Source organism: Enterococcus sp. FZMF, from assembly GCF_030263915.1.
GTDB classification, from domain to species: domain Bacteria; phylum Bacillota; class Bacilli; order Lactobacillales; family Enterococcaceae; genus Enterococcus_D; species Enterococcus_D casseliflavus.
Window position 1 is genome coordinate 1,234,579 of the sequence record NZ_CP127160.1, and the last position, 25,473, is coordinate 1,260,051.

At 44.6% G+C, this 25,473-nt stretch carries 27 protein-coding genes and 1 pseudogene; 14 read left to right on the plus strand and 14 right to left on the minus strand.

What is annotated here, in order from left to right:
- From QN079_RS05920 to QN079_RS05940, 5 genes are read left to right on the plus strand one after another with little or no spacing between them, the layout of a single operon-like run.
- Window positions 1-1,095 (plus strand): DUF871 domain-containing protein, encoded by a 1,095-nt coding sequence (locus QN079_RS05920; protein ID WP_142437068.1) that lies wholly within the window; start codon window positions 1-3, stop codon window positions 1,093-1,095.
- 4 nt (window positions 1,096-1,099) lie between these two features.
- Window positions 1,100-2,212 (plus strand): amidohydrolase/deacetylase family metallohydrolase, encoded by a 1,113-nt coding sequence (locus tag QN079_RS05925; RefSeq protein ID WP_142437069.1) that lies wholly within the window; start codon window positions 1,100-1,102, stop codon window positions 2,210-2,212.
- Window positions 2,196-3,302 (plus strand): DgaE family pyridoxal phosphate-dependent ammonia lyase, encoded by a 1,107-nt coding sequence (locus QN079_RS05930; protein WP_142437070.1) that lies wholly within the window; start codon window positions 2,196-2,198, stop codon window positions 3,300-3,302. The genes QN079_RS05925 and QN079_RS05930 overlap by 17 nt, the downstream gene beginning before the upstream one ends.
- Window positions 3,299-4,048 carry a 2-dehydro-3-deoxy-phosphogluconate aldolase gene (gene dagF / locus QN079_RS05935; RefSeq protein ID WP_289230521.1) on the plus strand — a complete coding sequence of 250 codons (750 nt, stop codon included), beginning with the start codon at window positions 3,299-3,301 and terminating at the stop codon, window positions 4,046-4,048. Before QN079_RS05930 ends, dagF begins: the two co-directional genes overlap by 4 nt.
- A 10-nt stretch (window positions 4,049-4,058) precedes the next feature.
- Window positions 4,059-5,063 (plus strand): sugar kinase, encoded by a 1,005-nt coding sequence (locus QN079_RS05940; protein WP_086295013.1) that lies wholly within the window; start codon window positions 4,059-4,061, stop codon window positions 5,061-5,063.
- A 106-nt stretch (window positions 5,064-5,169) separates the two neighbouring features.
- Here the strand turns inward: QN079_RS05940 and QN079_RS05945 are convergent, their stop codons facing one another.
- The 8 genes and pseudogenes from QN079_RS05945 to QN079_RS05980 form a co-directional block, all read right to left on the minus strand.
- Entirely contained in the window at window positions 5,170-5,748 is a 579-nt protein-coding gene (locus QN079_RS05945; RefSeq protein WP_185932198.1) for a TMEM175 family protein, read from the minus strand.
- Window positions 5,749-5,847: 99 nt separating this feature from the next.
- Window positions 5,848-6,408, minus strand: a complete 561-nt coding sequence (locus QN079_RS05950; RefSeq protein WP_010747950.1) for a TetR/AcrR family transcriptional regulator — start codon at window positions 6,406-6,408, stop codon at window positions 5,848-5,850.
- 2 nt (window positions 6,409-6,410) lie between these two features.
- Window positions 6,411-7,334: a phytoene/squalene synthase family protein gene (locus QN079_RS05955; protein ID WP_010747951.1), complete on the minus strand. Its 924-nt coding sequence runs from the start codon at window positions 7,332-7,334 to the stop codon at window positions 6,411-6,413.
- Complete coding sequence (locus QN079_RS05960) at window positions 7,324-8,811, minus strand: phytoene desaturase family protein (RefSeq protein WP_142437074.1); 1,488 nt, start codon at window positions 8,809-8,811, stop codon at window positions 7,324-7,326. Before QN079_RS05960 ends, QN079_RS05955 begins: the two co-directional genes overlap by 11 nt.
- The gene (locus tag QN079_RS05965) at window positions 8,808-9,524 is read right to left on the minus strand and encodes an ABC transporter ATP-binding protein (RefSeq protein WP_005225713.1); all 717 of its coding nucleotides are present in this window, start codon (window positions 9,522-9,524) and stop codon (window positions 8,808-8,810) included. Before QN079_RS05965 ends, QN079_RS05960 begins: the two co-directional genes overlap by 4 nt.
- 11 nt (window positions 9,525-9,535) lie before the next feature.
- Complete coding sequence (locus QN079_RS05970; protein WP_142437075.1) at window positions 9,536-10,600, minus strand: ABC transporter permease; 1,065 nt, start codon at window positions 10,598-10,600, stop codon at window positions 9,536-9,538.
- A gap of 291 nt (window positions 10,601-10,891) precedes the next feature.
- Window positions 10,892-11,551 carry an HD domain-containing protein gene (locus tag QN079_RS05975; protein WP_142437077.1) on the minus strand — a complete coding sequence of 220 codons (660 nt, stop codon included), beginning with the start codon at window positions 11,549-11,551 and terminating at the stop codon, window positions 10,892-10,894.
- Window positions 11,541-12,463, minus strand: a pseudogene (locus QN079_RS05980) (dihydrodipicolinate synthase family protein). Before QN079_RS05980 ends, QN079_RS05975 begins: the two are co-directional and overlap by 11 nt.
- Before the next feature lie 336 nt (window positions 12,464-12,799).
- On the opposite strand from QN079_RS05980, the gene QN079_RS05985 reads away from it, so the two are divergent.
- Genes QN079_RS05985 through QN079_RS05995 form a run of 3 tightly spaced genes read left to right on the plus strand, consistent with a single transcriptional unit; the run spans window position 12,800 to window position 17,011 of the window.
- Entirely contained in the window at window positions 12,800-14,632 is a 1,833-nt protein-coding gene (locus QN079_RS05985; protein ID WP_142962706.1) for a beta-glucoside-specific PTS transporter subunit IIABC, read from the plus strand.
- Between the two features lie 46 nt (window positions 14,633-14,678).
- Entirely contained in the window at window positions 14,679-16,142 is a 1,464-nt protein-coding gene (locus QN079_RS05990) for a glycoside hydrolase family 1 protein (RefSeq protein ID WP_005235257.1), read from the plus strand.
- Between the two features lie 20 nt (window positions 16,143-16,162).
- Window positions 16,163-17,011 carry a PRD domain-containing protein gene (locus QN079_RS05995; RefSeq protein ID WP_015509473.1) on the plus strand — a complete coding sequence of 283 codons (849 nt, stop codon included), beginning with the start codon at window positions 16,163-16,165 and terminating at the stop codon, window positions 17,009-17,011.
- 65 nt (window positions 17,012-17,076) lie between these two features.
- Here the strand turns inward: QN079_RS05995 and QN079_RS06000 are convergent, their stop codons facing one another.
- Window positions 17,077-17,442 (minus strand): HIT family protein, encoded by a 366-nt coding sequence (locus tag QN079_RS06000; RefSeq protein ID WP_142437079.1) that lies wholly within the window; start codon window positions 17,440-17,442, stop codon window positions 17,077-17,079.
- 209 nt (window positions 17,443-17,651) lie between these two features.
- Here QN079_RS06000 and QN079_RS06005 point away from each other — a divergent pair, with 209 nt between their 5' ends.
- From QN079_RS06005 to QN079_RS06025, 5 genes are all read left to right on the plus strand, one after another.
- Window positions 17,652-18,632, plus strand: a complete 981-nt coding sequence (locus QN079_RS06005) for an aldo/keto reductase (RefSeq protein WP_142437080.1) — start codon at window positions 17,652-17,654, stop codon at window positions 18,630-18,632.
- A gap of 88 nt (window positions 18,633-18,720) precedes the next feature.
- Window positions 18,721-19,128, plus strand: a complete 408-nt coding sequence (locus QN079_RS06010; protein WP_086292141.1) for a MerR family transcriptional regulator — start codon at window positions 18,721-18,723, stop codon at window positions 19,126-19,128.
- Window positions 19,129-19,188: 60 nt separating this feature from the next.
- A complete protein-coding gene (locus QN079_RS06015; protein WP_270274007.1) occupies window positions 19,189-19,602 on the plus strand; it encodes an NAD(P)H-binding protein in 414 nt (137 codons plus the stop codon).
- On the plus strand, window positions 19,602-19,748 hold the full coding sequence (locus tag QN079_RS06020) for a hypothetical protein (RefSeq protein WP_270274008.1): 147 nt from the start codon (window positions 19,602-19,604) through the stop codon (window positions 19,746-19,748). Before QN079_RS06015 ends, QN079_RS06020 begins: the two co-directional genes overlap by 1 nt.
- 164 nt (window positions 19,749-19,912) lie before the next feature.
- The gene (locus QN079_RS06025) at window positions 19,913-20,536 is read left to right on the plus strand and encodes a YitT family protein (protein WP_016610336.1); all 624 of its coding nucleotides are present in this window, start codon (window positions 19,913-19,915) and stop codon (window positions 20,534-20,536) included.
- Window positions 20,537-20,638: 102 nt separating this feature from the next.
- Here the strand turns inward: QN079_RS06025 and QN079_RS06030 are convergent, their stop codons facing one another.
- Genes QN079_RS06030 through QN079_RS06045 form a run of 4 tightly spaced genes read right to left on the minus strand, consistent with a single transcriptional unit; the run spans window position 20,639 to window position 23,718 of the window.
- Window positions 20,639-21,403, minus strand: coding sequence for an ABC transporter permease subunit (locus tag QN079_RS06030; protein WP_289230522.1), 765 nt, complete (start codon window positions 21,401-21,403; stop codon window positions 20,639-20,641).
- A complete protein-coding gene (locus QN079_RS06035) occupies window positions 21,400-22,311 on the minus strand; it encodes an ABC transporter ATP-binding protein (protein ID WP_270274009.1) in 912 nt (303 codons plus the stop codon). The genes QN079_RS06030 and QN079_RS06035 overlap by 4 nt, the downstream gene beginning before the upstream one ends.
- Window positions 22,308-22,535, minus strand: coding sequence for a PLD nuclease N-terminal domain-containing protein (locus QN079_RS06040; RefSeq protein WP_010747962.1), 228 nt, complete (start codon window positions 22,533-22,535; stop codon window positions 22,308-22,310). Before QN079_RS06040 ends, QN079_RS06035 begins: the two co-directional genes overlap by 4 nt.
- Window positions 22,528-23,718: a helix-turn-helix domain-containing protein gene (locus QN079_RS06045; protein ID WP_142437083.1), complete on the minus strand. Its 1,191-nt coding sequence runs from the start codon at window positions 23,716-23,718 to the stop codon at window positions 22,528-22,530. The genes QN079_RS06040 and QN079_RS06045 overlap by 8 nt, the downstream gene beginning before the upstream one ends.
- Before the next feature lie 170 nt (window positions 23,719-23,888).
- Here QN079_RS06045 and QN079_RS06050 point away from each other — a divergent pair, with 170 nt between their 5' ends.
- Window positions 23,889-25,040: a glycerate kinase family protein gene (locus QN079_RS06050; protein ID WP_228074071.1), complete on the plus strand. Its 1,152-nt coding sequence runs from the start codon at window positions 23,889-23,891 to the stop codon at window positions 25,038-25,040.
- A gap of 73 nt (window positions 25,041-25,113) precedes the next feature.
- Here the strand turns inward: QN079_RS06050 and QN079_RS06055 are convergent, their stop codons facing one another.
- Window positions 25,114-25,452 (minus strand): RidA family protein, encoded by a 339-nt coding sequence (locus tag QN079_RS06055; protein ID WP_081116511.1) that lies wholly within the window; start codon window positions 25,450-25,452, stop codon window positions 25,114-25,116.
- Window positions 25,453-25,473: the final 21 nt, after the last annotated feature.

The following is a 25,473-nucleotide window of genomic DNA, read 5'->3' on the forward strand; positions in this document are numbered from 1 at the left end:
TTGAAAAGACAACTAGGAGTATCGGTGTATCCCGATCACAGTGATTTTGAAACAGACAAAGCCTATCTGCAATTAGCCCATGATTATGGCTTTAGCCGCATTTTTATGAGTATGCTGGAAGTGAGTGACGGCAAAGAAAACGTGCAGAAAAAGTTTAAAGCGTTGATTGATTTTGCCAAAGGATTAGGCTATGAAACGATTTTAGACGTGGCACCAGCCATCTTTTCGGAACTAGGCATCTCCTATGATGACTTGACCTTTTTCCATGAACTAGGTGCCGATGGGATTCGTTTAGATTTAGGCTTTGACGGCAATAAAGAAGCGATGTTGACCTACAATCCCTTTGGCTTAGCTGTTGAATTGAATATGAGCAATGATGTGGCATATTTAGACAATATTTTGACCTATCAAGCCAACATTCCTTACTTATATGGCTGCCACAATTTCTATCCGCAAGAAGGGACTGCCTTGCCCTATGATTTCTTTGAAAAATGCAGTCGTCGTTTCAAGGAAAAAGGCATTCGAACTGCCGCATTTATCTCTTCTCAAACGGGAACGATCGGACCTTGGGATATCAATGATGGCTTACCGACCTTAGAAATGCACCGGAAAATGCCTGTAGAAACTGCCGCAAAACATTTGTTTGCCACAGGCTTGATCGACGATGTCATTATCGGAAATGCTTATGCTTCTGAAGCAGAATTGGCAGCGCTAGGAGCGATTGATCGCTATCAGACCGCATTTGCTATTGAATTTGTGCCTGAAATCAATGAAGTTGAACGCCAAATCGCCCTGAACGAGCAGCATTACCGTCGAGGCGACATCACCGATCGGATGATCCGTTCCACAGAAGTTCGTAAAAAGTATAAGAACCATGACAATCCTGTCCATGACCACGAAGGCGTCTTTCAACGAGGGGACGTTGTGATCGGCAACGATCGTTTTGGCAAGTACAAAAACGAGCTGCAAGTCGTGCTAGAGCCTCACTCAGATCCACGAAAAAATAAAATCGGTTCGATCGTCGAACAAGAGTTAGTTCTGCTGCCCTTTATCCATCCTTGGTCGAAATTCACTTTCACAGAGAGGAAGGTGTAACGAAATGTTTGATTTGATTATTCGTCAAGCCCGCACGATCGATGAAGAAGTATTTGATATTGGGATTCAAGACGGCAAAATCACTGCTCTGGCACCCACATTGCAGGAGCAGGCGAAACAAGAGCTGACCTTAGCAGAAGGGGAGTTCTTGTCAGCTGGTTGGATCGATGACCATGTCCATTGTTTCGAGGAAATGACGCTCTATTATGATTATCCAGACGAGATCGGTGTCAAACAAGGCGTCACGACCGTTATCGATGCGGGGACGACGGGCGCTGAAAATATCCATCGGTTTTATGATTTAGCCAAAGAAGCCAAAACCAATGTCTTTGCTTTAGTCAACATTTCCAAATGGGGGATCGTAGAGCAGGATGAACTTGCGGATCTGTCAAAAGTCAAAAAAGAATTGGTCAAAGAAGCACTGCAGAAGTTTCCTGACTTTATCGTCGGGATCAAAGCCCGAATGAGCAAAACGGTGATCGGCGAAAATGGCATCACGCCGTTGAAATTAGCGAAAACGATCCAAGCTGAAAATCAACCGCTGCCTTTGATGGTCCATATTGGTTCAGCACCACCGAATTTAGCAGAGATTCTCGCTGAATTGGAAACAGGCGATGTGGTGACCCATTGCTTTAACGGCAAAGCCAATGGATTTTTGGATCAGACGAACCAAACCATCAAGCCTTTCGTCTTTGACGCCTATGAAAAAGGCTTGGTCTTCGATATTGGTCATGGGACAGACAGTTTCAATTTTGACGTGGCGGAGACAGCCTTTGCCAATCAGCTGAAGGCTTCTTCCATTAGTACAGATATCTACATTCGCAATCGTACCAATGGACCAGTCTTTGATTTAGCGACGACTATGGAAAAATTAGCGGTCGTAGGGTATGATTGGCGTGAGATCATCGAGAAGGTGACCAGTGCCCCTGCGAAGCAATTTCATTTACAAAACAAAGGCGAGATCGCATTGGGATATGATGCTGATTTTACGATTTTCCGCTTTGAAGCGGGCGAAAAGGAATTGACGGATTCTAACGGCAATCGCCGAATCACGACACAACAGATCGTGCCGCAAAAAGCGGTGATAGGAGGGGAACTTTTTGACACTGAATATTGAAGAATTAGACTTGAAAGAAGTCATCAATGCTTCTGGCAAAATGACGATTCTAGGTGTCTCGAAAGTCAGCGAAAGCGTACTTGCAGCCCAGCGCTATGGCGGGGAACATTTCTTTGAAATGGCAGATCTAGCAGAAAAAACCGGTGCCTATTTGGCAAAATTGTTGAAAACGGAAGATGCACAGATTGTTTCTTCTGCTTCAGCGGGGATCGCCCAATCAGTGGCGGCGCTCATCGGTCAAGGCGACAGCTATCATTTGTACCACCCTTACAGTGAGAAAATCAGTAAACGGGAGATCATTTTGCCCAAAGGCCACAACGTAGATTATGGCACACCAGTGGAAGTGATGGTGACACAAGGTGGTGGGAAGGTCGTGGAAGCAGGTTATGCCAATATGTGTACTCCCGAGCACATTGAACAGATGATCACGCCCGAAACGGCGGCGATCCTCTACATAAAGAGTCATCACACCGTTCAAAAAAGTATGTTGACAGTAGCAGAAACGGCCGAAGTTGCCAAGGCACACGATCTTCCATTGATCGTTGATGCGGCTGCTGAGGAAGATTTGTTTGCCTATACCCAAGCCGGTGCTGATTTAGTGATCTATTCAGGTGCGAAAGCACTGTCAGGACCGAGTGCTGGCTTAGTGATCGGCAAGCAGCCCTATGTCTCTTGGGTACGCCTGCAATCCAAAGGGATAGGTCGAGCAATGAAAATCGGTAAAGACAATATTCTCGGATTTACCCAAGCCATGACGGATTATCTAGCGGAGGGAACAGAATCTGGGGCTTCGATGCAAGAGCGTCTGCAACCATTTATTGCGGCAATCAATGAAATCACTGGTTTCGAAGCAAAAATCGTTCAAGACAGCGCTGGCAGAGACATTTATCGGGCGAGTGTCAAAGTGAAAGAACCAAGTGCCAAAGCAGTGATCGACGCACTAAAAGCAGGAGAACCAGCGATTTATACCCGTGAGTACCAAGCCAATAACGGCATCATTGAATTTGATATCCGAGCAGTCAATGAACAAGAAATGGCAGTGATCACCGATCGCTTACAAGAAATTATGTTAGGAGCAACCCAAAAATGAAAACTTCACCCAATTATTTCGCTGACCGTGTCTGTCTAAATGTGTTAGCAAACTCCATCGACAATGCGAAAGCTTGTTACGAAGCAGCAGAGGGCAACATCGTCCTAGGTGTTTTATCAAAAAACTATGATAGTGACGAGGCGGCTATCGCTGACATGAAGAACTATCAAGTGGCAACAAATAATGCCCTTTCTGTAGGGCTTGGTGCTGGCGACCCCAATCAAAGTGAAATGGTCTCCCGAATTTCCGCTGTTCTTCAACCACAGCATGTTAACCAAGTGTTCACGGGAGCGGGGACCTCACGAGGTTTGCTAGGACAATCTGAAACGATCGTCAATGCCCTTGTTTCACCAACGGGAAAAGTCGGCTATGTCAATATTGCGACTGGTCCATTGAGTTCACAAACTCCAGCTGCAGAAGTCCCAGTTGAAACAGCGATCGCTTTATTAAAAGACATGGGCGCTAGTTCTATCAAGTATTTTCCAATGAAAGGGTTGGCTCATAAAGCAGAATATCAAGCGGTAGCCGAGGCTTGTGCCGCGAATGATTTTTATTTGGAACCGACCGGCGGTATCGATTTAGAAAACTTTGAAGAAATCTTGCAGATCGCTGTTGATGCAAGCGTGAAAAAAATCATTCCACATATTTACAGCTCGATCATCGATGGAGAAACAGGGGACACACGCCCTGGAGATGTACAGACATTAGCAGAAATGACGAAAAAGGTGTTGGCAGCAGCCAAATAGGGGGGGATCAATGATGCGGATCGGTGCTTACGGTGAGGTAATGATGCGGTTGACGCCACCAGAATATCGAACGTTGGAACAGACCCACTCTTTGCGAATGGATTTTACGGGAACAGGGGTCAATCTGTTAGGCAATTTGGCGCATTTCGGCTTGACGACGTCGATGCTGACGCAGGTGCCAGCCAACCGATTAGGAGATACGGCAAAAGCCAGCTTGCGTTCCTATGGGATTCAAACGGCATTTGTTGGCAAAAAATATAGTCATATCGGCAGTTATTTCGCCGAGATCGGCTACGGCGCTCGTCCAACCTATGTGACGTATCAAAATCGCCATCATAGTTCCTTTGGCGTTTCAGGTCCAGAAGAATATGCTATCGATGGATTTTTAGAAACGATCGATCTCATTCATATTTGCGGGATCTCTCTTAGTTTGACTGAGAAAACCTGGCAAACAGCTTTGGCTTTGGCGAAACAGGCCCATGCCAAGCAGATTCGCGTCTGCTTTGATTTCAACTTCCGTCCAAGCTTGAATGAAGAATTAAATCGGGAGGTACTGAAACAACGGTATGAAACGATCCTACCCTATTGTGACCTAGTTTTCGGGTCTGTCCGTGACTTGGAGGAGCTATTGGCTTATCCCTTAGAGGAAACAGAAGGCGCCGAGCTTGCATTGATCCAATCCTTTATTGACCAGTATCAATTAGAATGGTTCTGCGGGACACGGCGTCTAGCCGTGGAAGACAAGCAGTTTATCAGCGGAAGGATCATTACGGCACAAGATACCTATGAAACGGCACCGCAGCTCCTGCAAGTGTTGGATCGGATCGGGGCAGGGGATGCCTATGCTGCTGGCGTATTATTAGGCTATGCCGAAAAATGGTCGCTCCAACGCACCGCTGATTTTGCTATCACCAATGCAGTTTTGGCTCATACGATGCTGGGAGATGTCCCCTTAACCACCAAAGAACAAGTTGAACAAGTCTTACGGGCACCTGGGAAAGACTTGATTCGCTAGAAAAAACACTTGCGTCCTTCTCTTGATGGATGACTGTGCAAAAGTAGACCAATCGGCTGCTTGTGCGCAATCATTCACCGCTTTTAGGAGAAGGACGCAAGTGTTTTTATTGTTTTAAAAAGGTTTCTACTTTTTTCTCAGGGATCACCCACAACAATAGCACGAGACTATCCAGTGTGATGATAAATAGGGGGTGGATCACCCAGCCGAGGAGCAATGCCAGCACGTTGATAAACAACGTAAAGTAGAGTTTCTTGTATCCGCGAAACAGTTCCACGATGGCTTGATTGTCAGGATTGGCACGAACCAAGGATTTTCCAACTAGGAAATAGCTGAAATCCGTCAATAAAATGACAGCCCCGTATAGTAGCTGTGGGGCAAGAGCGACTGGATAACGACTGACCCATGACGTTACAAAAGGAAAGAGGGTCAGTGCCAGAATCAACAAATGATTCGCCCACAAGGTCCAACCGTCGATTTTAGACACTACTTGAAATAGATGATGGTGATTGTTCCAGTAGATCGCTAACATCACAAAGCTGATCAAATAAATAATAAATTGCTGTTCCACTCCTAAAAAAGAAGCAAAGGTATCGCCTTCGGGCTGGTGCAATTCCAATACTAATAAGGTCATTACGATCGCAATGACCGCATCGGTAAAGGCTTCGATTCGATTTTTTGACATGTACATCCATCCTTTTAAGTTTCTGTTTACTGGATCAGTGTACGCGATTGTCAGAAATTCGTCGAATGATTATTCTCGGGACAAAAGCCAACGTTCCAGCTATTTCGCAATTGGCCCATTGCCTAGTGCACCGAATAAAAACAAATCGATCGCTTCTGGCATCTTGTCTTCTTTTTCTGGTGAGTCCAAATGAGCCGCCATCAGTACTAACAATTGACTGGTGACAAATTCTGGGTCGACATCCGAACGGAGATTGGAATCACTGCGACGAAACAAGTCAAGAAACGGTTCTTTATAATTTTTCCGCCAAAGCAAGTACAGTTTTTTAGAAGTGTCCTCAGAAACGGTATGCTGAATGTCGTGCATCATCATATAAAAATTGATCCGATGCCGACTTCTTAAAAAAAGAAACATGTTCAAGATTTTTTCAGAGATCGTCAAGGAAGTATCTTCAACGGTCTGATTTAGCTTTCCAGAAACCTCTTGTGCCAAAGAAACCATCACTTCATAATAGATGGCTTCTTTGCCTTTGAAGTGATAATAAAGATTGGGTTGGGTGATGCCGACGGCTTCTGCGATCTGTCTAGTAGAAGTTGCTTGATACCCCTGCTGCATAAACAGGTTCTCTGCGACTCGTAAAATTTTTTCTCGCAAGTTCAAAGTCAGCCCTCCCAACGTTCCTGACGAAGCATTTTTTTCGCGGTAAACAAAAGTTGGATTTTCCGTTGTTTCGGTACCGCTGTTTTTTCAGCAAATACTTGATAGTTGTTTTTGCGAATCACAGTCAAGATTTCCCGATAGATCAAAGCAGCTGCTAATAGAGCTTCACGGCAATCTTCATCGATTTGCGGCATCATGACAAAAGATTCTTGATAAAGCGTCTCTGCCAGTTGCGCCTCGTGTTCCCACATCTCGATAAACTGCGGGTTTTGATTGCCAGCTGCTAAAGCCTCTCGCGAAAGGTTGTATTGCGCCAAGACCGTTTGCGGCAAATAGATGCGGCCCATCCGCAGATCCTCGCCAATATCACGTAAAATATTGGTGCGCTGCATCGCTTCACCCAATTTGATGGCAGGCTCTTGAATCGCAGCGGCTGCTTGCGAGAGAATCGGCAAGAGCATCAGACCTACACTGCCAGCTACGTAGTAACTATAGTCAGAAAGCTCTTTTTCAGAGGTGGGTTGCTGGAAGTCAAGGTCTTGTTTTTGCCCCACCAATAGGTCGAAAAAGGGTTGGAATTGCAGATCAAACTGTTGGAAAGAAAGGGTCAATGCCCGCCAAATGGCTTCATCAGGATCTTCTTCCTTGACGGCTTGCGGCAAGTCGATCGTATCGTCTGATACTTGTTTTTGCATTTCTTCCAAGCGTTTTTTCATGGCTTCGATCAACAATGGGTCTTGCTTTTCATCGACGGCATCATCGGCACGTCGGCAAAAGGCGTAGACGGCATAGACGGCGCGGGCTTTGTCTTTTGGCAATTGAGAAAAGGCGGTATGAAAATTTTTCGAATGCTTTTTTATGATGGCCTCACAGTATAAAAAATCGTTGTCGTATTCATCAAAGACGCTTAATGATTTAACGGTCATCTTTTAACAACTCCTCCACAGCTAACTTGGCACTTTGCATCACGATTGGCACACCCGCTCCTGGATGCGTACTGCTGCCGCAGAAGTATAGGCCTTCTGCATAATCAAATTTATTATGGGGACGATAGTAATTGCTTTGGGCTAAGGTCGGTTTCAAGCCAAATGTCGCACCGTTGTAGGCATTGAACCGATCATTGAACGTATCTGGCGTATACATTTTTTCATACACGATGTGTTCATCGATATCCGTAAAGATCGTTTTTTCTTTTAATAATCCAATGATCTGCTGGCGGTAGCTTTGGATCGTTTCATCTGTCCATTGATCAAATTTAGATAATTCAGGTACTGGGACTAAAACATAAAGACCTTCTTGACCATCAGGTGCTAAGGAAGCATCTTTCAGGGTTGGACGATACAAGTAGAAGGAAGGATCTTCTGGCAGCTTGCCAGCCTCGAAAAGATCGTTTACATTGCGTTTGAAATCATTGGCAAAATAAATACTGTGGAGTGCGCTATCTTCATATTTTTTGTCCAGTCCTAAATAAAGCAAGAAACAAGAACAAGAGTAATCCATCGAAGCGATTTTTTGATTGGTGTATTTGCCGCGTTTTGATTCATCAGGAATCAAGCTTTCCATGGCATAAGGAAAATCAGCCGCACAAATCACGGCATCTGCGGTGATCGTTTCTCCATTGACACGAACGCCTTTGGTTTGCTTGTTTTCGATCAATAATTCATCGATCGGCGTATTGTAATGGATCGTACCGCCTAATTCTTGGAACAAACGTGCCATACCAGTGGCTAACGTATACATGCCGCCTTTGATGAAATAGACCCCATACATCAACTCGATCATAGGGATGATCGTATAAAGGGACGGCCCTTGGTAAGGGGAGACACCGATATACAAGGTTTGAAACGCCAATGATTTACGCAGGCGATCATCTTTGACAAATTTAGAAATGGAAGAGTAGGCGTCACTAAACGTTCGCAGCTTTAACCCTGCCCATAATGATTTGGGATTGTAAAAATCTCGCCATGTTCGAAACGACTTGGTGATGAAGGACTCTTTGGCGATCACATAGCGTTTGTAAATATCTGCTAAAAAGGCAAAATAGCCTTGAGCATCTTCTTCTGAGATCGCTTCTAGCGTTTTGGTCAATTCTACTAAGTCATTTGAGAAGGTCAGCGGTTCGTCTTGGGCAAAATACAGCTGCAGCATCGGATCGACTTTCTCCATAGGAATATAGTCATTCGGATCAACGCCAGCAAATTCAAACACTTCACGATAAATTTCAGGCATCATCACGATGGTGGGGCCCACATCAAAGGTAAAGCCGTTTTCCTTGATCTGATTCATTTTGCCCCCAGGTTGACCTTCTTTTTCGTAGAGGGTGACGTCATAGCCAAGTTTTTGCAAACGGACAGCAGCAGCTAATCCTGACACGCCCGCACCGACAACAATAATTTTTTTCATGCTTGCTCCTTCTGCGAATCATCTGATTCGGCTTCTTTTTTCGTGTGTTCTTTTTCTTCTAAAACGCCATCTTTCATGACGAGAACCCGATCACAATAATCTGTTAAACGGGTATCATGGGTCACCATAATGGTGGCTTTTTGTTTTTCTTTGGTTTCTTTTGCTAAGATTTTGACGACTTCGACGGCTTTTTTTGAATCAAGACTCGCCGTTGGTTCATCTGCCAATATGATGGTGGGATCATGATAGAGCGCTCGGGCAATAGCCACACGCTGTCTTTCACCACCAGAAAGTTCATCGGGGTATTTGTTCTGCAGCTTTTCGATCCCAAGTTGTTCAAACAATTCAGTTGCTGATTGCTCTTGGGTTTCTTTGCTGACCTTATCCACTAATTGGAGTTGCTTTTTGACCGTCAAAAAAGGGACAAGGTTGGAAGCTTGTAAAATAAAGCCGATCTTTTTGAAACGAGTTTTTGCCCGTTGCTTTTCTTTTTGTTTACTGAAGGGTTCGTCATTGATAAACACTTCGCCTTCAGAGGGGGCTTGCAGGCCACCGGCGATCGTTAGAAAGGTACTTTTCCCAGAGCCAGAAGGACCGATGATGGCGACAAATTCGCCTTTTTCTACCGAAAAGTTGGTTTCTTTCAAGGCTTCAATCGTCGCATCCCCATCTTTAAATGATTTTTTGACTTGTTTGAATTCAATGGCACTCATGTTTTTTCCTCCTATCCGATTGCTTTCAATGGGTCGATTTTTACAATCGTTCGCACCGAGAAGAAAGCACCTAGCATCGCGATCAGAATCATCATGACACTGATACTAGCAAAGAATAATAGATTGATTTGGAATGGCACTGCCGCAGGTAACACGAGGGCGGTACCGATCGTTGCCAAACCACCGATCAAAACACCCGAGGTTGCCAATAAGAACGTTTGGGCGATCACCGAAAAAGCAATGTAGCGGCTAGAGATCCCTTGAGCTTTCATGACACCAAAAATTTCTGATTTTTGCATCGTTAGCACATAGATGAAAATTCCGATAACGATGGCAGCGATCACGATCAAGAACCCGATCATAAAGCCAAAGGTCAGCACTTGCGCGTTGTAACCAGGCAATTCATTAATAAATTTGCTGATATCCGTAGCGACCAGATCATCTGGCACTTCTTTGATTTTGCCACGAGTCACGATCGCGTTGATACGGGCATTTTCAGAATCATCTTCTTTTTCAAAACGAATTTCTTGATAGGCACCGATCGACGTGTAGAGGACCGGAGCGACACTGAAGCGGGCGTTATCTGTAAAACCGACGATTTTTAATTTTTTGTCACTGCCTGCTAATTTGATGGTGTCACCAATGGAAATCCCGTATTCTTCCTCAATACTGCTGTCGGCGACCGCTTCATCATCTGAAGTAAACATCTCGCCATCGGTAATATTTGGTGCTAAAAATTGATCTGGATCAATGCCGAAAAAGGTGACATCGACTTTTTCACCGTTGTCTTCTTTGGTCACAACCCCAGCGGTTTGCGCCAAAACTGCTTTTTCTGGTGCATCGACTTCATCATAAAGACTGCGAGGAAGCATCGACATGTTTAAATTATCATTTGCTTCTTCGGTCAACAAAATTTGATCTGCCTCCCATTTGTCGACCGCCATCCGATTATCTTGAGCCAACCCATAAGCTAACCCAGTTAAAAAAAAGACCAAATAGGCGATTAAAAACATGACCCCGGTGACTAGGGCGTAACGCAATTTGGAATGGCGTATTTCATTGATTGCCAAAAACATAACGATTCCTCCTACTATTTTATCACTTGATAAAATAAAAATACCATTTTTTTTATTTTCAGCAAACTATCTTGCTTACAAAGAGTAAATTCGGTGAAAAAAGGAAGGTTATTTAGAAGAGGCGTCTGTTGATTGAAGAAAACCAGTTGCTGCCCCCTGATTTCAATAGGAGCAGTGAAGGAGCTGGGGAAAGAACTAGGATAACAGTAAAAGCCCTCTGATTCAGTGCAGACACAACTGCGGCGCTGAATCAGAGGGTTCCTATTTGAAGTCTGGTGCTGGATCAAAGTGTCAATCGTCAGTTTCTTTGCTTGTAGCGATAACTAACGGCACGATTTTTTCAAAGGAGTGACGGAAGCTTTCAGGTTGTGCTAATTTTTGATAGATGATCGCTAAACCGTCTTGGTTTTTGCGATAATCCAACCAAACCTTCAGTTCACTTTGAGGACCATATTTCTTTGAAATGTACTGATACGCTTCTTGGTGCAATTGTTCTAAATCTGTGAGCTGCTTTTTCTCATAAGCAAAAAGCAAGGTTCGCTTGAGGATTCGCTCAAAATCTAAGTCGCGATCGGCTTCGGAAATAATTTTGCCATAAAGCGAGCGAGGCTCATAGGGCAGCGAGGCGCGATGGTCTTCTACAGCTTCGCCGATCATGGAAATGACTGGAGGAGAGAAAAAGCGTGGCAACACAGCATCTTGTTCAACGATCTTGCGGGAATTGCTTTCGTGGTTTTTGCGGCCATAGAGCAAGCCGATATCATGGTAGGCAGCTACCGTATAGACGATATTCAGGTCAACGGGCAATGTTTCAGCAATTTCAAAACTATTTTGGATCACTTGGTGGACGTGCGCTGGGGAGTGACTGCTATCCAATTGGTTGTATTGCGGGATGATGGAGCTTTCAATATAGTGCTTTAGTTGTGGATCAATCGGTGCATCAATCTTCATTTGTCTGGTTCTCCTGCCTTTCATGTGCTAGATGAGGGGGAATTGAGCCAGTGCCAAACCGATCAATTGTTGCTAGACCTAGCGGCTGACGACAAAAGCCAAAGGGCTGTCCATCAATGGTGATTTGCTGCTTGAGCCACGGAAGGTAACTGATGGTATTGGTTGGATCGCCAGCAGCTGCTTGTTCCATATTCTGCCATTCATTCGACGTAGAAATCGTTGCATCACCTTTCAATAAGCCCTGCCAAATCACCTGGATCTCCTTGGGACAAAGGTTTCCTGCCATTGATGACAGCCCGTTAAACCCTAGTGCGACCTTTTCCGCCAAGTCCGCTTCACCACCAGCATAAAAGCGAAAATCGGCAGCCGTCTTTGTTTTTAGTTGAGGCACTCGCTCCTTCCTGCCAGCTTCTTTTAAGCCGATCACCCGAGGGTCAGCGATCAAGGTCAAGAGGCTTTCTGCAGATAAATCAAAGCCCGTGCGGCGGGGATTGTTGTATAAAATAACTGGTTTTTCGCAAGTATGGATCAATCCCTGAGCATAGAGCACGGCTTCCTTTTGCGTCAGGCAAAGATAAGGGGGAAAGCCTAAAACCACACCATCGATTCGGGGATTTTTGCTGACTGCTTCTGCCAACGCGAGCGTTTCATGAAATACGATGCCAGCTAAACCGAAGAGGACTTCGAAATCGGCTGCCCAGCTGGTTTCTTGCGCTAAGGCATGTAGAAGCTGTTTTTTTCTGTCAAGGTCAATGAGTGCTGTTCACCGGTGGAGCCGCACACCAAAACCGATTTGATCCCTTGCTTTTGCAGTTGCAAGATATGAGCGATCGTTCTTTTCGTGTCAAGTCTTTCTGCATGATCAAATGCTGTTGGGACGGCAACATGCAATGAGTGATTCAATGAAGTCATCCGATTCATCCTTTCTTGTGATACGTTTAGCCAGCGATGTTCTTCTTGCTTCTGGTGCAAGCCAAGGAAGACGAAACAACTGATTATCCACTAAGTGTAGCAAACTTCTCGTTTCAGCAAAAGGCTTAGCAAAATATTTTTAAAACGGTGGTTGCGTTTTCAAATAAAGCATGGTATTATGCAAGTAATAAAACAGGCATGTGACTGGTAATGCAGGCAGGACCTATAAAAAACATGGAAGGGATCGTTGGATTCCGTTCAATGTTTTTGTAGGTCCTGCCTGCTTTTTTCTTTGTTTGGCCAACAAAGGAAAACTAATTAAAGGAGAAGAAAATTATGAATGTAAAAGAAACGGCAACTGCCATCGTTGAGTTGATTGGCGGAAAAGAAAATATCGCACATTTGGAACATTGCTCCACACGCTTGCGCTTTACCTTAAAAGACAATAGCCTCGTACAAAAAGATGCCTTGGAAAAAGTCGATGGCGTGATTGGGGTGCGACAAAACGTCCAATGCCAAGTCATCATCGGCAATGATGTCGTCGAAGTGTATGATGAGGTGATGAACGTGTTAGGTCATGAGCTAACAGCGGATGGAGGAAGTGAAGGCAAACAAAAACAATCGTGGGGTGCGGTTCTGCTTGATTTTATTATCTCGATTTTTCAACCGTTGATTCCAGCGGTCGCCGGTGGGGGCGTCTTGAAATCCTTACTGTTACTTGCTTCTGTCACGGGATTGATGGACAATACCAGCCAAACGTATCAAATTTTGAATCTGATCGGTGGCGCACCATTGTATTTCTTACCGATTTTAGTGGCGATCACCACGGCAAATAAATTAAAGGTCAACCAATTGGTGGCGGTTTCCGCTGTCGGTGCCTTGATTTTGCCTGAACTAACGACACTATTGACAGAAGGCGCAGCGTTCATGGGCTTCGGTTTACAAAATATCGCCTATGCGTCACAAGTATTTCCAGCCATTTTAACGGTTTTATTTTACGCTCAAATTGAAAAGCTGTTTACCCGAATCTCACCAAAACCGATCCGTATCTTCTTTGTTCCGATGATGAGCTTAGTTATTACGGTTCCAGTTGCTTTATTGATTTTAGGCCCATTAGGCTTTGAAGTCGGAACGATTTTCTCAGCAGCAATCATTTGGCTGCATGCCCATTTAGGTTGGGTGGCAACGGGGATCTTAGCCGCTGTTTTACCATTGATGGTGGTTACTGGTATGCACAAAGCCATGATTCCCTATGCTGTTTCGTCCATGAGTGAGATGGGGGCAGAGCTGTTATACTTGCCTGCCTCATTGGCACATAACATTGCAGAAGCTGGTGCTTGTTTTGCGGTGAGTTTTCGGACCAAAGACCAAAAACTTCGTTCAACCGCTGTTTCTGCAGGCATCTCCGCCCTTTTTGGCATCACCGAGCCTGCTTTGTATGGGGTGACGATCCTGCATAAACGAGTGCTTTACGGCGTGATGGCTTCCAGCCTAGTTGGTGGTGCGGTGGCTGGTTTGTTTGCCATCAAGGCCTTCGCATTAGTTGGCCCCGGTCTAGCAAGTATCACTATGTTCGTCGATGAAGCCAACCCGATGAATCTTGTGTGGGCATTAGTCACGTTAGGGGTATCCTTTGCTGTTTCCTTCGTCCTTGTCCTTTTCTTATTCAAAGACAAAACAGTGGAAAATAAGACGACAGTTGCCGATCCGAAAGCCGAAGTATTGAGTAAACCAGTAGAAGGCCAAGTGGTAGCCCTATCTGAAGTCAACGATGAAGTCTTTTCAAGCGGTATGATCGGAGAAGGTTTCGGGATCATCCCGACGTCTGGCGAATTGATCGCACCAGAAGATGGCGAAATCACGATGTTGTTTGAAACCAACCATGCGATCGGGTTAAAAACTCGTAATGGCGCAGAATTGCTCTTTCATATCGGCTTGGATACCGTTCAATTAGAAGGCAAACACTTTACCCCATACGTGAAAGCGGGGGATCAAGTGAAACAAGGGCAACCGCTGATTCAATTTGATCTAGATGCCATCAAAGCAGCTGGGTTTGATCCAATCGTGATCTGTGTGGTCACCAATCAAGAGAACTTTACTGTCAAACCGATCGAATCAACCGATGAGCGCAACGAACAAGGTGTTTTATCGATTGCACCGATCGTCTAAACCAATGAGCAATGCAACAAAAACAATGTAAAAGGGGATTGAAAAAATGACTGAAACAACTTTTCCAAAGGACTTCTTATGGGGTGGCGCTATCGCCGCAAATCAAGTAGAAGGGGGATGGAATCTTGGCGGCAAAGGCTTGTCGGTAGCGGATGTGGCTACTTACAAACCTCATGTCGACGTGAAAAACTTTGCAGCACATATGAGTGTGACTGTTGAAGCCGTCAAAGAAGCAATGGCGGATTCAACGGATACCATCTATCCAAAACGCCGAGGGATCGACTTCTATCATCGCTATCCAGAAGATTTGGCTTTATTTGCGGAGATAGGTTTTAAAGTATTGCGTTTATCGATTGCATGGACCCGATTGTTCCCAACTGGGGAAGAAACGACACCCAATCCAGAAGGGATCGCTTTTTACCGCAATGTCTTCCAAGAAATGCAGCGTTTGGGAATCAAACCGATCGTAACGTTGTCTCACTATGAGATGCCGTTAGCGCTGAGCTTGAAGTACAATGGCTGGGTGGAACGTAAAGTGATCGATGACTTTGTCCGTTTTGCGACCGTCTGCTTTGAAGAATTTGGGGAGTATGTGGAGTATTGGCTGACCTTTAACGAAATCGACAGTATCCATCGTCATCCCTTTACAACAGCAGGTCTCATTCCTGAGCAATCAGAAGCTGGTAAGGAAGAGCAAGACGTATATCAAGCCCTCCATCACCAATTTGTGGCCAGCTCATTAGTGACAAAAATCGCCCATGAAATAAATCCCGACAACAAAGTCGGCTGTATGATCACGAAGTTGATGACGTATCCATTGACTTGTGACCCATTGGATGTTGAATTAACTTTAAAGAAAAACTTGGAAAATGATTTTTATGCGGACGTTCAAGTCAAAGGTGCTTATCCGCGAATGATTGAAAAAGATCTCGAAAAACGGGGCATCAAGATTGAAATGGCACCAGAAGACCGCCAAATCTTAAAAGATCACACCGTTGATTTTCTTTCTTTCAGTTATTATATGTCTATGGCTGAATCAGGCGACCCACATGCGGAACGGACACCGGGCAATACGGTTTTAGGGGTAAAAAATCCCAAGCTGCCGTCAACTGAATGGGGCTGGCAGATCGATCCTAAAGGCTTGAAAATCTCCTTGCTTTCATTGTATGATCGGTATCAAGTGCCATTGATGATCGTTGAAAATGGTATGGGTGCCGTGGATGTCCTTGAAGACGGTCAAGTGCATGATCCGTATCGGGTCGATTATTTCAAGGCACACTTCAAACAAATGAAGGAAGCCATCGATGAAGGAGTCGATTTGATTGGTTATACTTCATGGGCACCGATCGATCTGGTCAGTGCGGGGACGTCACAAGTGACGAAACGCTACGGCTTCATTTATGTGGATGCCGATGATGAAGGAAACGGCAGTTATGACCGTTTGAAAAAAGATTCCTTCGATTGGTACAAAGAAGTGATCGCTACCAATGGCGCAAGTTTGGCAGAATAAACAGTGAGGAGCGAGAGTGCATGATTTACATCAAGAAAGTCTTAAATTCAAGTGTCGTACTTGTTGATAAGGAAGGCCAGGAAATGATTGCACTTGGGAAGGGGATCGGCTATGGAAAGAAAGTCGGCGACAGCATAGCCGATACCCAGATCGATCAAGTTTTTCTGCCAATCGATGAAAAAAAATCGGGTCAGTTTGCCGATTTGGTGGATGAGATTCCGTTGTACTATTTTGAAATGACCAAAGAAATCGTCCAGCTGGCGCAAAAAATGCTGCCATATCCGCTAAATTCAACGATCTACCTCACCTTATCGGATCACTTGCACTTTGCTGTAGAACGTCAGCAAAAAGGCTTGAGTGTGACGAATCGGCTCTATTGGGAAATCAAGAATTACTATACAGATGAATTTCGAGCCGCCGAACAGGCACTACGCTTGTTGAAAGAGAAGTATCAAATTGAGCTGCCAGAAGAAGAAGCCTCCAATATCGCGTTTCATTTGATCAATGCCCAGTCGAACACCGAGGAAAATCAAGATGGGTTGAAAAAGGCCAAATTGATCGGATTGATCGTCAATATGGTGCGCTACTCGATCCAGCAAGACGTCAACACCAATTCGATCCATTACAATCGCTTTATCACCCACGTGCGTTTCTTCGTTGACCGATTCTTTTTGGATGGGCTGCTGCAAGAAGAAGATGAAGGACTATACCGTCAAATGTGGGCTCTTTATCCGAATGCTATGGAGATCGCGACAAAAGTCAAAGCCTATATCGATAAAGAATACCAAACGAAGATCCCTGTCAATGAAATCGTCTATCTAGGCGTTCATATCAATCGATTGATGAATCATTCAGCGATCAATTCCTAAGCGTCCTCATTTTAACAAACATAAACAAGCCGTTTCCCTTTGCTGGAGAAACGGCTTGTTTGTGTTTAGTAGGCTTGCTTGTTAGGAATCACGCCTCGAACGCCGCCTTTTGGCTGCTCCACGTCGCCTTGATAGCGTGGGATCAAATGACAATGGCAATGAAAGACCGTCTGTCCAGCAGCCTCCCCGCAATTGAAGCCGATGTTGAAGCCGTCTGGTCGATAGGTTTCCAATAAATAAGCTTTGCCTTCCTGCAACAAAGCCTGCAAGTCTTGTAATTCCTCTTGGGTGAGAGCAAAATAATCCCTGCGATGCGCTTTGGGGATCAATAGCAAGTGGCCAGGGGTGACGGGGTACTTATCAGGGATCGCATAAAAGCGTTCGTTTTCAATGATCGCATGTTTTGAGGCAGTACAAAAAATACAAGTCAAAATCTTTCGCTCCTTTTTCTCGGCTAGATAGCGTATCAATACTTATCTTTAGTGTACCAAAAGCTGATTTGAAATGAAACGCACGACAAAAAGCATGTCCTTTTGAGTCAATTGACAGTAAAATAAAAAAAAGTTTATAGATTCGCTTGACTTAGAGTGCACTTCAACCTGTATGCTTAGTGTAACTTAAAAAACAGGAGGACGTACAAATGGACTATGTAAAATTTGGCAATACAGGACTTGATGTGTCACCTTTGTGTTTAGGAACAATGGGATTTGGCGATCCCAACAGCGGGTTTCATGAGTGGGTGTTAGAAGAAGACGACAGTCGTGAAGTCATCAAAAAAGCCTTGGATCTGGGCATCAACTTTTTTGATACGGCAAATGTCTATTCTTATGGAGCGAGCGAAGAAATCGTCGGTCGAGCATTGAATGATTTTGCGCCCCGGGATGAGATCGTGGTTGCCACAAAACTATATTCTAAAATGAAACAGCGACCTAACAGTGAAGGCTTGTCTCGAAAAGCGATTTTTTATCAAGTCGAACAAAGCTTAAAACGCCTGCAAATGGACTACATTGATTTGTATATCATCCATCGTTGGGATTACCACACGCCAATAGAAGAAACCATGAAGGCCTTACATGATTTGGTAGTTTCTGGAAAAGTACGCTATATCGGCGCATCTGCGATGTACGCTTGGCAATTTGCCAAAGCACAAGCAGTCGCCGAAAAAAATGGCTGGACCAAATTTGTTTCGATGCAAAATCACTTGAATTTGCTTTATCGAGAAGAAGAGCGAGAAATGATGCCCTTGTGTGCCGATCAAAAAATTGCCGTTACGCCGTATAGTCCATTGGCTGCTGGACGTTTAACAAGAGATTGGGGCGCAGAGACCAAACGGTATTTAACGGATAAAACCGCCAATCAAAAGTACGACAAAACGATGGAACAAGACCGGGAGATCGTGGCACGGGTCGCTCAGATTGCTGACAAACACCAAAGCAAACGGGCGCAAATCGCCTTGGCTTGGTTATTGCAAAAAGAACAAGTGGTCGCACCAATTATCGGCGCAACAAAAGAAAGCCACTTATTGGATGCATTACCAGCCCTTGACTTGAAGCTGACAGTCGAAGAGATTGCGTATTTGGAAGAACCTTACTTGCCTCATGCAGTGGTAGGAGCGGAATAATCAGACACAGTCAAAAGCGGCTCCTTGATTAAAGAGGGAATACACCACGAATGAGGAAGAAAAAACGCGAAACAAAGGGAGTGAAGCCATGAATATCAAAAAAGTTAGTGAATTGAGCGGTGCTTCCGCTGATACCATCCGTTATTATGAAAAAATTGGGCTGATCCCGGCAGTCAAACGCAACAAAAATGGTGTTCGTGAATTCGATGAAGATGATTTACAATGGATCATCTTTGCCAGACAAATGCGCAACGCTGGACTATCGATTGATGGGCTGAGTCATTACCTGGCTTTATTTGAAGAAGGTCGAGGGACGGTTCCTGAGCGCAAGCAGCTGTTAGCCGAACAAATTGCTGTTTTGCGGGAGAAAATCTCAGATATGACGGAAGCTGTTGAACGTTTAGAATACAAATTGGAACATTACGACGAGCATGTTCTGCCGACTGAAGAACGACTGCGTCAACGCAAAGCCAATCTCGTCAACCAGACTTTATGACAAGCCATTTTTTCTACTCAAAGAACGAGGCTTGAATTTTTCAAAAATGAAAGGGAGCTTATGAAACGACTTGCGATTTTAGGTGCTGCTGGCACGATCGGTCAGCGATCACGGCAAAAACTTTTGGAAAGAACCAATCGACCACTCGTACTCTATGCCCGCCGTGCAACGGAGCGTTTGCATGAGATCGATGCTGCGCGTGAGACGATCATTGATGGTGACTTTCTCGATTTAGGACGACTCGTTCGGGCATTGCAAGGCTGCCAGTCGGTTTTTTTGACGGATATCCATGATCCTCGGGCAACGCTGCGGGTGATCGAGGCAATGAAATTAGCACAGGTCAACCAATTGATCAGTGTCGCACCCGAAAAAAGACTTTGTACATCGGCGGCATTGAAGCAATTGGCAGACTTAACAGCGCCTTTTCTTGCCCCTGAAGAGCATCAGCTGCTCTTGCAGAAAAAAATCGCTTGATGTCCTACCAATTGATTGTAGGCTCAGAGTTGGCTGTTCGCTTTGTTCATTTGCCATCAATGGAAGAATGCATGTTACAGCCAGGGGGATGGCAAGAAGCAGTCGCAGAAGAAATGCTTGCGATGTATCACTGCTATACAGCCTAAAGCCTGTGCATTTGTGATGAAAACCAACATACTTTCTTGAAGTTCAGAATCATTTTTTTCATGTTTTCATGAAAAAAATGGTTCTTTCTTTTGAGCTTTTTTTGATAGAATAGACAGAAGCTTTTATCCATAAAATTAGTTGCCATATTGAAAGGAGAACGTTGATGGAATCACTTATCAAAAAAAATCTTGCTTTATTGCTTGGGGTGCTGTGGATCTGCATCGCATTAAACTTTTTCCTTTTGCCTCACAGTATTGCTTCTGCTGGTGTCGGGTCGATCGGCTATCTGATCGAAACCGGCTGGTCGATCAATCGTCATATCGTTGTCTGGGGGATTAATTTATTGATGCTGGCGTTGGCATTTTTGCTTTTAAAGCGAGAGGTCTTTGTCAATACGGTTATCGGCAGTCTGGCATTTCCCGTTCTTCTGGCGCTTTTACCAGAGATCATGCTCTTGCGTTTTTATTCCGTTTCCTTGATTTTAGGTAGTTTCTTCTTTAGCTTCGGTATTTTTTCACTTTACAAAATCGGTGCTTCCAATGGTGGGGTCACGATTCCGCCGCTGATTTTGGAAAAATACTATGGCATTCGAAAGTCTAGTGGTGTCTTCTTAACCAATCTGATCATCATCTTGTTGAATCTCCTGATTTTTTCTTGGCAAGAAGCCCTCATTTCCGCTTTCTCTATCTATTTGATTGCCTTTTTCATGCGCTTCTTTATGCGGATCGAGCAAAAAACACAGGCAAAAAAAGCAGTGAACGTTCAAGAAACAGCAGAACTAGAATAAACTAGCAGAAGCAAACCATCGGTGCAACAGGTAGTGACCCCCAAGAGTTAGACGAAACGTCTAACTCTTGGGGGTCAGTACAACATTTGCACCGATGGTTTTTTAATAGTTTCTTTTTCTCAAAACAGCAATAGCCCCCGCTAGGCAGCTGATGATCAATAAGCAACTCAGCAGCAGCGCTGGCAGCAGTTCCCCTAGTTTGATTTGGTCGGTTAAGTAGTTAGGAAATTGGCTGGAAAGTGAATAAGGATTCCATTTTGTTACTTGACTCCATAGGTTGCCTAACATGCCCATCAGATAACAGACGCCAATAAACAACAAACCTTGATAGATACTTTTAGCAAAGCTAGAACCTAGCAGCAGGATGCTGATTGCTAGTAAACCAAAAAGCCAATAGCTGAACAATGCGCTAGGGACTTGAACAGCGCTAGAATCATCGAAATAGATCAAGGTATAAAAAGCACTGACACTGGCACTTAGGAGGTAGCTCAAAGACCACAGAATCGTTAAATAGCCAGCTTTGGCACAGACGATCGTCGTTTTCGGTAATCCTTTCGTAATCAGCTGAATAAAGGTCCCTTGGGCTATTTCGGCAGAGAGCGTATCCGTAAAAAGAACTACAAATACCAACAGACCAATCGTTCCAATGTTGCTGTAAAACTGCAGCCATGCATCGATCGCAGTCGGATCAGCAATCGTGATTTCAATCGATTCCGGCATCATACTGGCCATCAGATCTGGCATAATTTTGGCAGTAAAGGGAGAAAGCATACCAATCAGAGCAAACAGGATCAAACAAATCAGCAGTTTTTTGTTGCGAAGACCACCGAGAAATTCTTTCTTTAAGAAAACAAGAAACACCTTCATTTGATCACCTCCAAATAAATCGCCTCTAAAGTCGGTTCGATCCGTTGAAAGGATTCAGGTACTATCTGTTGTTCATTGAGCAATCGCAGCAACTGCTTTCCAACATTCGTGTCGGCAGTTTCGTCGATCAGTAATTGATTGTTCTTTCTTTCTGCCGCAATGCCGTGGGATGCTAACAGATTGGCAAATTTCGAATGGTAACCTTCGTTGGTAAAGACAATCCCAAAGGCGGTTTTTCGATAACGTTTTTTTAAGGAATCCATCGGTTCAAACGCCTGGATCTGACCTTTGTGCAAAATCGCAATGTAATCTGACAGTTGCTCGACATCTGCGAGAATATGGGATGAAAAAAGAACTGTCGTTTCTTCTTTGATTTTAGCCAATACATCAAGAAAGGCCTTGCGACCTAAAGGATCGAGTGCAGAGGTCGGCTCATCACAAATCAAGATAGCTGGTCGGTTGATCAATGCTTGAGCTAATCCAAGACGCTGCTTCATGCCGCGAGAAAAGCCAGCGATTTTTTGTTTCGAAGCTTCCAGGCCTACCAATTCTAAGACCTCCATCACCCGCTGAGGCTGAAAAGGTTCTTGATTGGGCTGGATCTTTCCGCAAAAAGTCAAATATTCTACAGCTGTCATAAACGAGTAAAACTGCGGTACATCCGGTAAATAGCCGATCCAACGATTGGTCTTGGCTGAGCCGAATTGCACCACTTCGCCGCAAACGGTGATTTCTCCTTCATCAATGGGGAGCAATCCTAAAATCGCCTTCATGGTCGTTGTTTTGCCAGCGCCGTTTTCCCCGACAAACCCCACAACGCTGCCCTTTGGAACCGAAAAGGTTAGGTCTTGCAGCACTTGTTTGCGCCCAAAACGCTTGGATAAATGGTTGATCTCGATCATCTTCATTGTTGGTCCTCTTTTCCGAAAGCAAAATAAAGGATAGGACCGATCAGGCTAACAAAACAGGCGATGAAAAGCCAAAGAATGCGGGAGCCGAATTTAAACTGTTCTTGTTTTAAAATATCGCGAACCGCCAAGATGATCAAGACCAATTGCAAAACAATCAAGGGGATCAGTACGGGCAAATAATCAGACATATTTTCTGGTATATTTAGTGAAACACTATTCATGTGAAGCCCTCCTTTGTGGCTCATTTTCTTGTTCGGACAGTTTTTGCAGCTGCTGAAATAATTCTTCAAATAGTGGTTGCTTCAGATAAGGTTCAAATAATGGTGTGAACTGCGCGATTTCGAGAAATTGTTTTTTGACATTGTCTGAGTTCCGCGGGATCTGACTGCCTAATTCTAATTCGCTGATCCACTCATCGATGCTGTTGAAATAATCGTCTCCTTTCAAAACGATTTCCTCAGGCGTGTCTGCTAATGTTTTGACATACAGCGTTAATGCTTGCAGCAATAAGCTTTCTTTTTCTAAAGCGGCAAAAGAAACCATTCCAGCAGATAAAAAGTTCAGTAAAGAAAGGGGATGCAGCTGGGCCAGTTGGAAGCTCTCGCTGAGTGCCAGCCCACGTGCAAAGGTTTTTTCCAGCTGCTCCTCGTCTTGTGTGAGCATTGCCAAATAATTTGTCAGTAAGCTCATAAAAAGGATCAAGTATTGATAAATCGCACTTTGCGTCACAATCTCAGCTTGCTGCAACTGATTTTTTTGCTGAAATGCGGCGGCAATCAACGGTTCGCTAGGTAAAAAAGAGAGCGTTTTCGTTCCAAGGATCGCCAAGACCTCATCGGGTTTGTTTCTCATCAGCAGACAATAGGCTTCGATTTGTTGCGCTTGTTGTGCCAACGCATTGTCACCATGCGCAATGATCCGTTGATAAAGGATTTCTGCTTCTTTCAAATAGGTAGTTTTCTTTGCTTCCATCAAGGCTTCTTCAGAGGGGTGCCCTTCTGTGCTATCTGCTACAGGGACATCTGGCAAAAGATCCCAATGATTTAAGTAAAAGGAGCCCATCTGTAACAAGAACGGGTAACAAGAGTAATACCGTTTGATAAAACTTTGTGCCAGCGCGAGGACTTCGCTTGGTGTTTTTGTTTGAAAGGCGTCTTTTAGTAATTGGTAGATTCGTTGGATCTCTTTAGTGGATAGCTGCGAGTCCAAAATCAATAATTCATCGACGCTGCAATCAAAATACGCTGCTAATAAGGGCAGCGAGGTGATATCTGGATAAGACTGTCCCGTTTCCCATTTCGAAACGGATGCTTTGGACACATTCATAAACACTGCTAATTCTTGCTGGGTAATACCTCGTTGTTTTCTTCTCCGAGCGATTTCCTCGCCAATTGGTAAGTCCATAGTGCACCTCCGATAGGTTTGTTTGGTATACTTCTATCATAAGAGGATAAGAGATGACTTACAATGGATTGCTAGTTAATTTTTGGTTGATTTAATTAACTACAAGTTGATTATAAGGCGAAGTATTCCAATCTTTGGGAAAGAGATGATCGTAAATGAGAGGTAGAAAATTGAAAGTTGTAGCAGCGATCGATTCCTTCAAAGGAAGTACCACTTCCGCAGAACTAAATCAGGCGGTCTTAAGCGGGTTTTCAGACCAGTGGGAAACACGCAGTATCCCAATCGCTGATGGGGGAGAAGGGTCAATGGCAGCAGTCATTGCTGCGCTGGGAGGCAATTACGAAACGGTTTCAGTTACCGCTCCATTAGGCGGTAAGTTGCAAGCCCGTATGTTGGTCACCAAAATCAAGGAAGAAAAAATTGCCCTGATTGAATCTGCAGAAGTGATTGGGTTGCAACTCGTGGAACCTAGTGACGAGACCACCCGCAATAGCTCTTCTTTTGGTTTAGGCCAAATGGTCTTAGCAGCTTGCAGGCAAGGAGTGAAAAAAATTTACCTGACCCTTGGCGGTAGCGGCACTTCTGATGGGGGCGTAGGCTTTTTACTTGCGCTAGGAGCAACCATTCAAAGAAACGAGCGGATGGAAAACAATCCTTTGCTGCAAGCAGAATCTCTGGCGCTCAGCCAGTTGAACCCTCTGCTTGCACAAATTGACCTATTTGCATTAGCCGATGTAACGAATCCCTATTTTGGCAATCAGGGATTTGCGCAGGTTTTTGGTCCGCAAAAAGGGGCATCCCAAGAAACGATCCAGCAGTTGGATCAGCAGGCAAAGCGTTTGGCTGAGCACATCAAGCGGACCACGGGGATCGATCTGGAAGTCCCTGGTGCTGGTGCGGCAGGTGGGCTTGGTGGTGCTGTTCGTTTGGCAGGTGGTCAACTGGTTCCAGGATTTGCGACGATCGCTTCATTGATTGGGTTTGAGGAAAAAATCAAAGGAGCAGATTTGTTGATCACGGGTGAAGGACGCATCGATGGGCAAACCGCTGGAGGAAAAGTACCCTATGGCGTCGCGTTGCTCGCCCACAAACATCAGGTACCGGTTGTTGCCATCTGCGGCTCCCGAAGCGACGATCTAGGAAAACTGCCGCAACTACTATCTGCCGTCTTTTGTATCCAGCAAGGTCCGATTTCGTTGACAGAAGCGATGGAGAAAAAGCGAACCTTAGTGAATGCTCAACAGACTGCTCAAGCCATCGCTGGTTTTGTGGAAAAGTGGCAAAAAAAGACTGAATCAGACACTTCAGATAGGACTGAATAAGAAGATAACACCAAAAAACTTCGTATTGGCTACTGCCTTTTGTACGAAGTTTTTTTGGTGTTTTTCTCTGTGCTTAAGCCAAGGTAGCTTGTGCATCAATCTCTACTTTAAATTCAGGGGAAACCAAGCCGGCAACGATGACGAGACTCATGGCTGGTTTGTTTTCTGCCAAAATAGTTGTAAACGCCGTACGGACAGCAGCTAAGTAGGCAGCATCTGTTAAAAAGACGGTCATTTTGACCACTGATGACCAGGACAGTTGATTGGCTGATAGAAGCTGTTCGATCTTTTTCAAAACGATGGTTGTTTGCTCTTGCGGGGCCTCAGGTGTGGCTCCGTCTTGCGACGGCGTTTGACCAGAAATGAAAAGAAAAGGTCCTTGATCGATTTTTGTATCGGTATAGATTGCCATTTCTTTGGCTCCTTTCGTCTA

What these genes read in the sequence shown, in the direction of transcription:
- QN079_RS05925 (WP_142437069.1), top strand. Translation starts at nt 1,100, where the DNA reads ATGTTTGATTTGATTATTCGTCAAGCCCGCACGATCGATGAAGAAGTA.
- dagF (WP_289230521.1), top strand. Translation starts at nt 3,299, where the DNA reads ATGAAAACTTCACCCAATTATTTCGCTGACCGTGTCTGTCTAAATGTG.
- QN079_RS05940 (WP_086295013.1), top strand. Translation starts at nt 4,059, where the DNA reads ATGATGCGGATCGGTGCTTACGGTGAGGTAATGATGCGGTTGACGCCA.
- QN079_RS05945 (WP_185932198.1), bottom strand. Translation starts at nt 5,748, where the DNA reads ATGTCAAAAAATCGAATCGAAGCCTTTACCGATGCGGTCATTGCGATC.
- QN079_RS05955 (WP_010747951.1), bottom strand. Translation starts at nt 7,334, where the DNA reads ATGACCGTTAAATCATTAAGCGTCTTTGATGAATACGACAACGATTTT.
- QN079_RS05960 (WP_142437074.1), bottom strand. Translation starts at nt 8,811, where the DNA reads ATGAAAAAAATTATTGTTGTCGGTGCGGGCGTGTCAGGATTAGCTGCT.
- QN079_RS05965 (WP_005225713.1), bottom strand. Translation starts at nt 9,524, where the DNA reads ATGAGTGCCATTGAATTCAAACAAGTCAAAAAATCATTTAAAGATGGG.
- QN079_RS05970 (WP_142437075.1), bottom strand. Translation starts at nt 10,600, where the DNA reads ATGTTTTTGGCAATCAATGAAATACGCCATTCCAAATTGCGTTACGCC.
- QN079_RS05975 (WP_142437077.1), bottom strand. Translation starts at nt 11,551, where the DNA reads ATGAAGATTGATGCACCGATTGATCCACAACTAAAGCACTATATTGAA.
- QN079_RS05985 (WP_142962706.1), top strand. Translation starts at nt 12,800, where the DNA reads ATGAATGTAAAAGAAACGGCAACTGCCATCGTTGAGTTGATTGGCGGA.
- QN079_RS05990 (WP_005235257.1), top strand. Translation starts at nt 14,679, where the DNA reads ATGACTGAAACAACTTTTCCAAAGGACTTCTTATGGGGTGGCGCTATC.
- QN079_RS05995 (WP_015509473.1), top strand. Translation starts at nt 16,163, where the DNA reads ATGATTTACATCAAGAAAGTCTTAAATTCAAGTGTCGTACTTGTTGAT.
- QN079_RS06005 (WP_142437080.1), top strand. Translation starts at nt 17,652, where the DNA reads ATGGACTATGTAAAATTTGGCAATACAGGACTTGATGTGTCACCTTTG.
- QN079_RS06010 (WP_086292141.1), top strand. Translation starts at nt 18,721, where the DNA reads ATGAATATCAAAAAAGTTAGTGAATTGAGCGGTGCTTCCGCTGATACC.
- QN079_RS06015 (WP_270274007.1), top strand. Translation starts at nt 19,189, where the DNA reads ATGAAACGACTTGCGATTTTAGGTGCTGCTGGCACGATCGGTCAGCGA.
- QN079_RS06020 (WP_270274008.1), top strand. Translation starts at nt 19,602, where the DNA reads ATGTCCTACCAATTGATTGTAGGCTCAGAGTTGGCTGTTCGCTTTGTT.
- QN079_RS06025 (WP_016610336.1), top strand. Translation starts at nt 19,913, where the DNA reads ATGGAATCACTTATCAAAAAAAATCTTGCTTTATTGCTTGGGGTGCTG.
- QN079_RS06030 (WP_289230522.1), bottom strand. Translation starts at nt 21,403, where the DNA reads ATGAAGGTGTTTCTTGTTTTCTTAAAGAAAGAATTTCTCGGTGGTCTT.
- QN079_RS06035 (WP_270274009.1), bottom strand. Translation starts at nt 22,311, where the DNA reads ATGAAGATGATCGAGATCAACCATTTATCCAAGCGTTTTGGGCGCAAA.
- QN079_RS06040 (WP_010747962.1), bottom strand. Translation starts at nt 22,535, where the DNA reads ATGAATAGTGTTTCACTAAATATACCAGAAAATATGTCTGATTATTTG.
- QN079_RS06045 (WP_142437083.1), bottom strand. Translation starts at nt 23,718, where the DNA reads ATGGACTTACCAATTGGCGAGGAAATCGCTCGGAGAAGAAAACAACGA.
- QN079_RS06055 (WP_081116511.1), bottom strand. Translation starts at nt 25,452, where the DNA reads ATGGCAATCTATACCGATACAAAAATCGATCAAGGACCTTTTCTTTTC.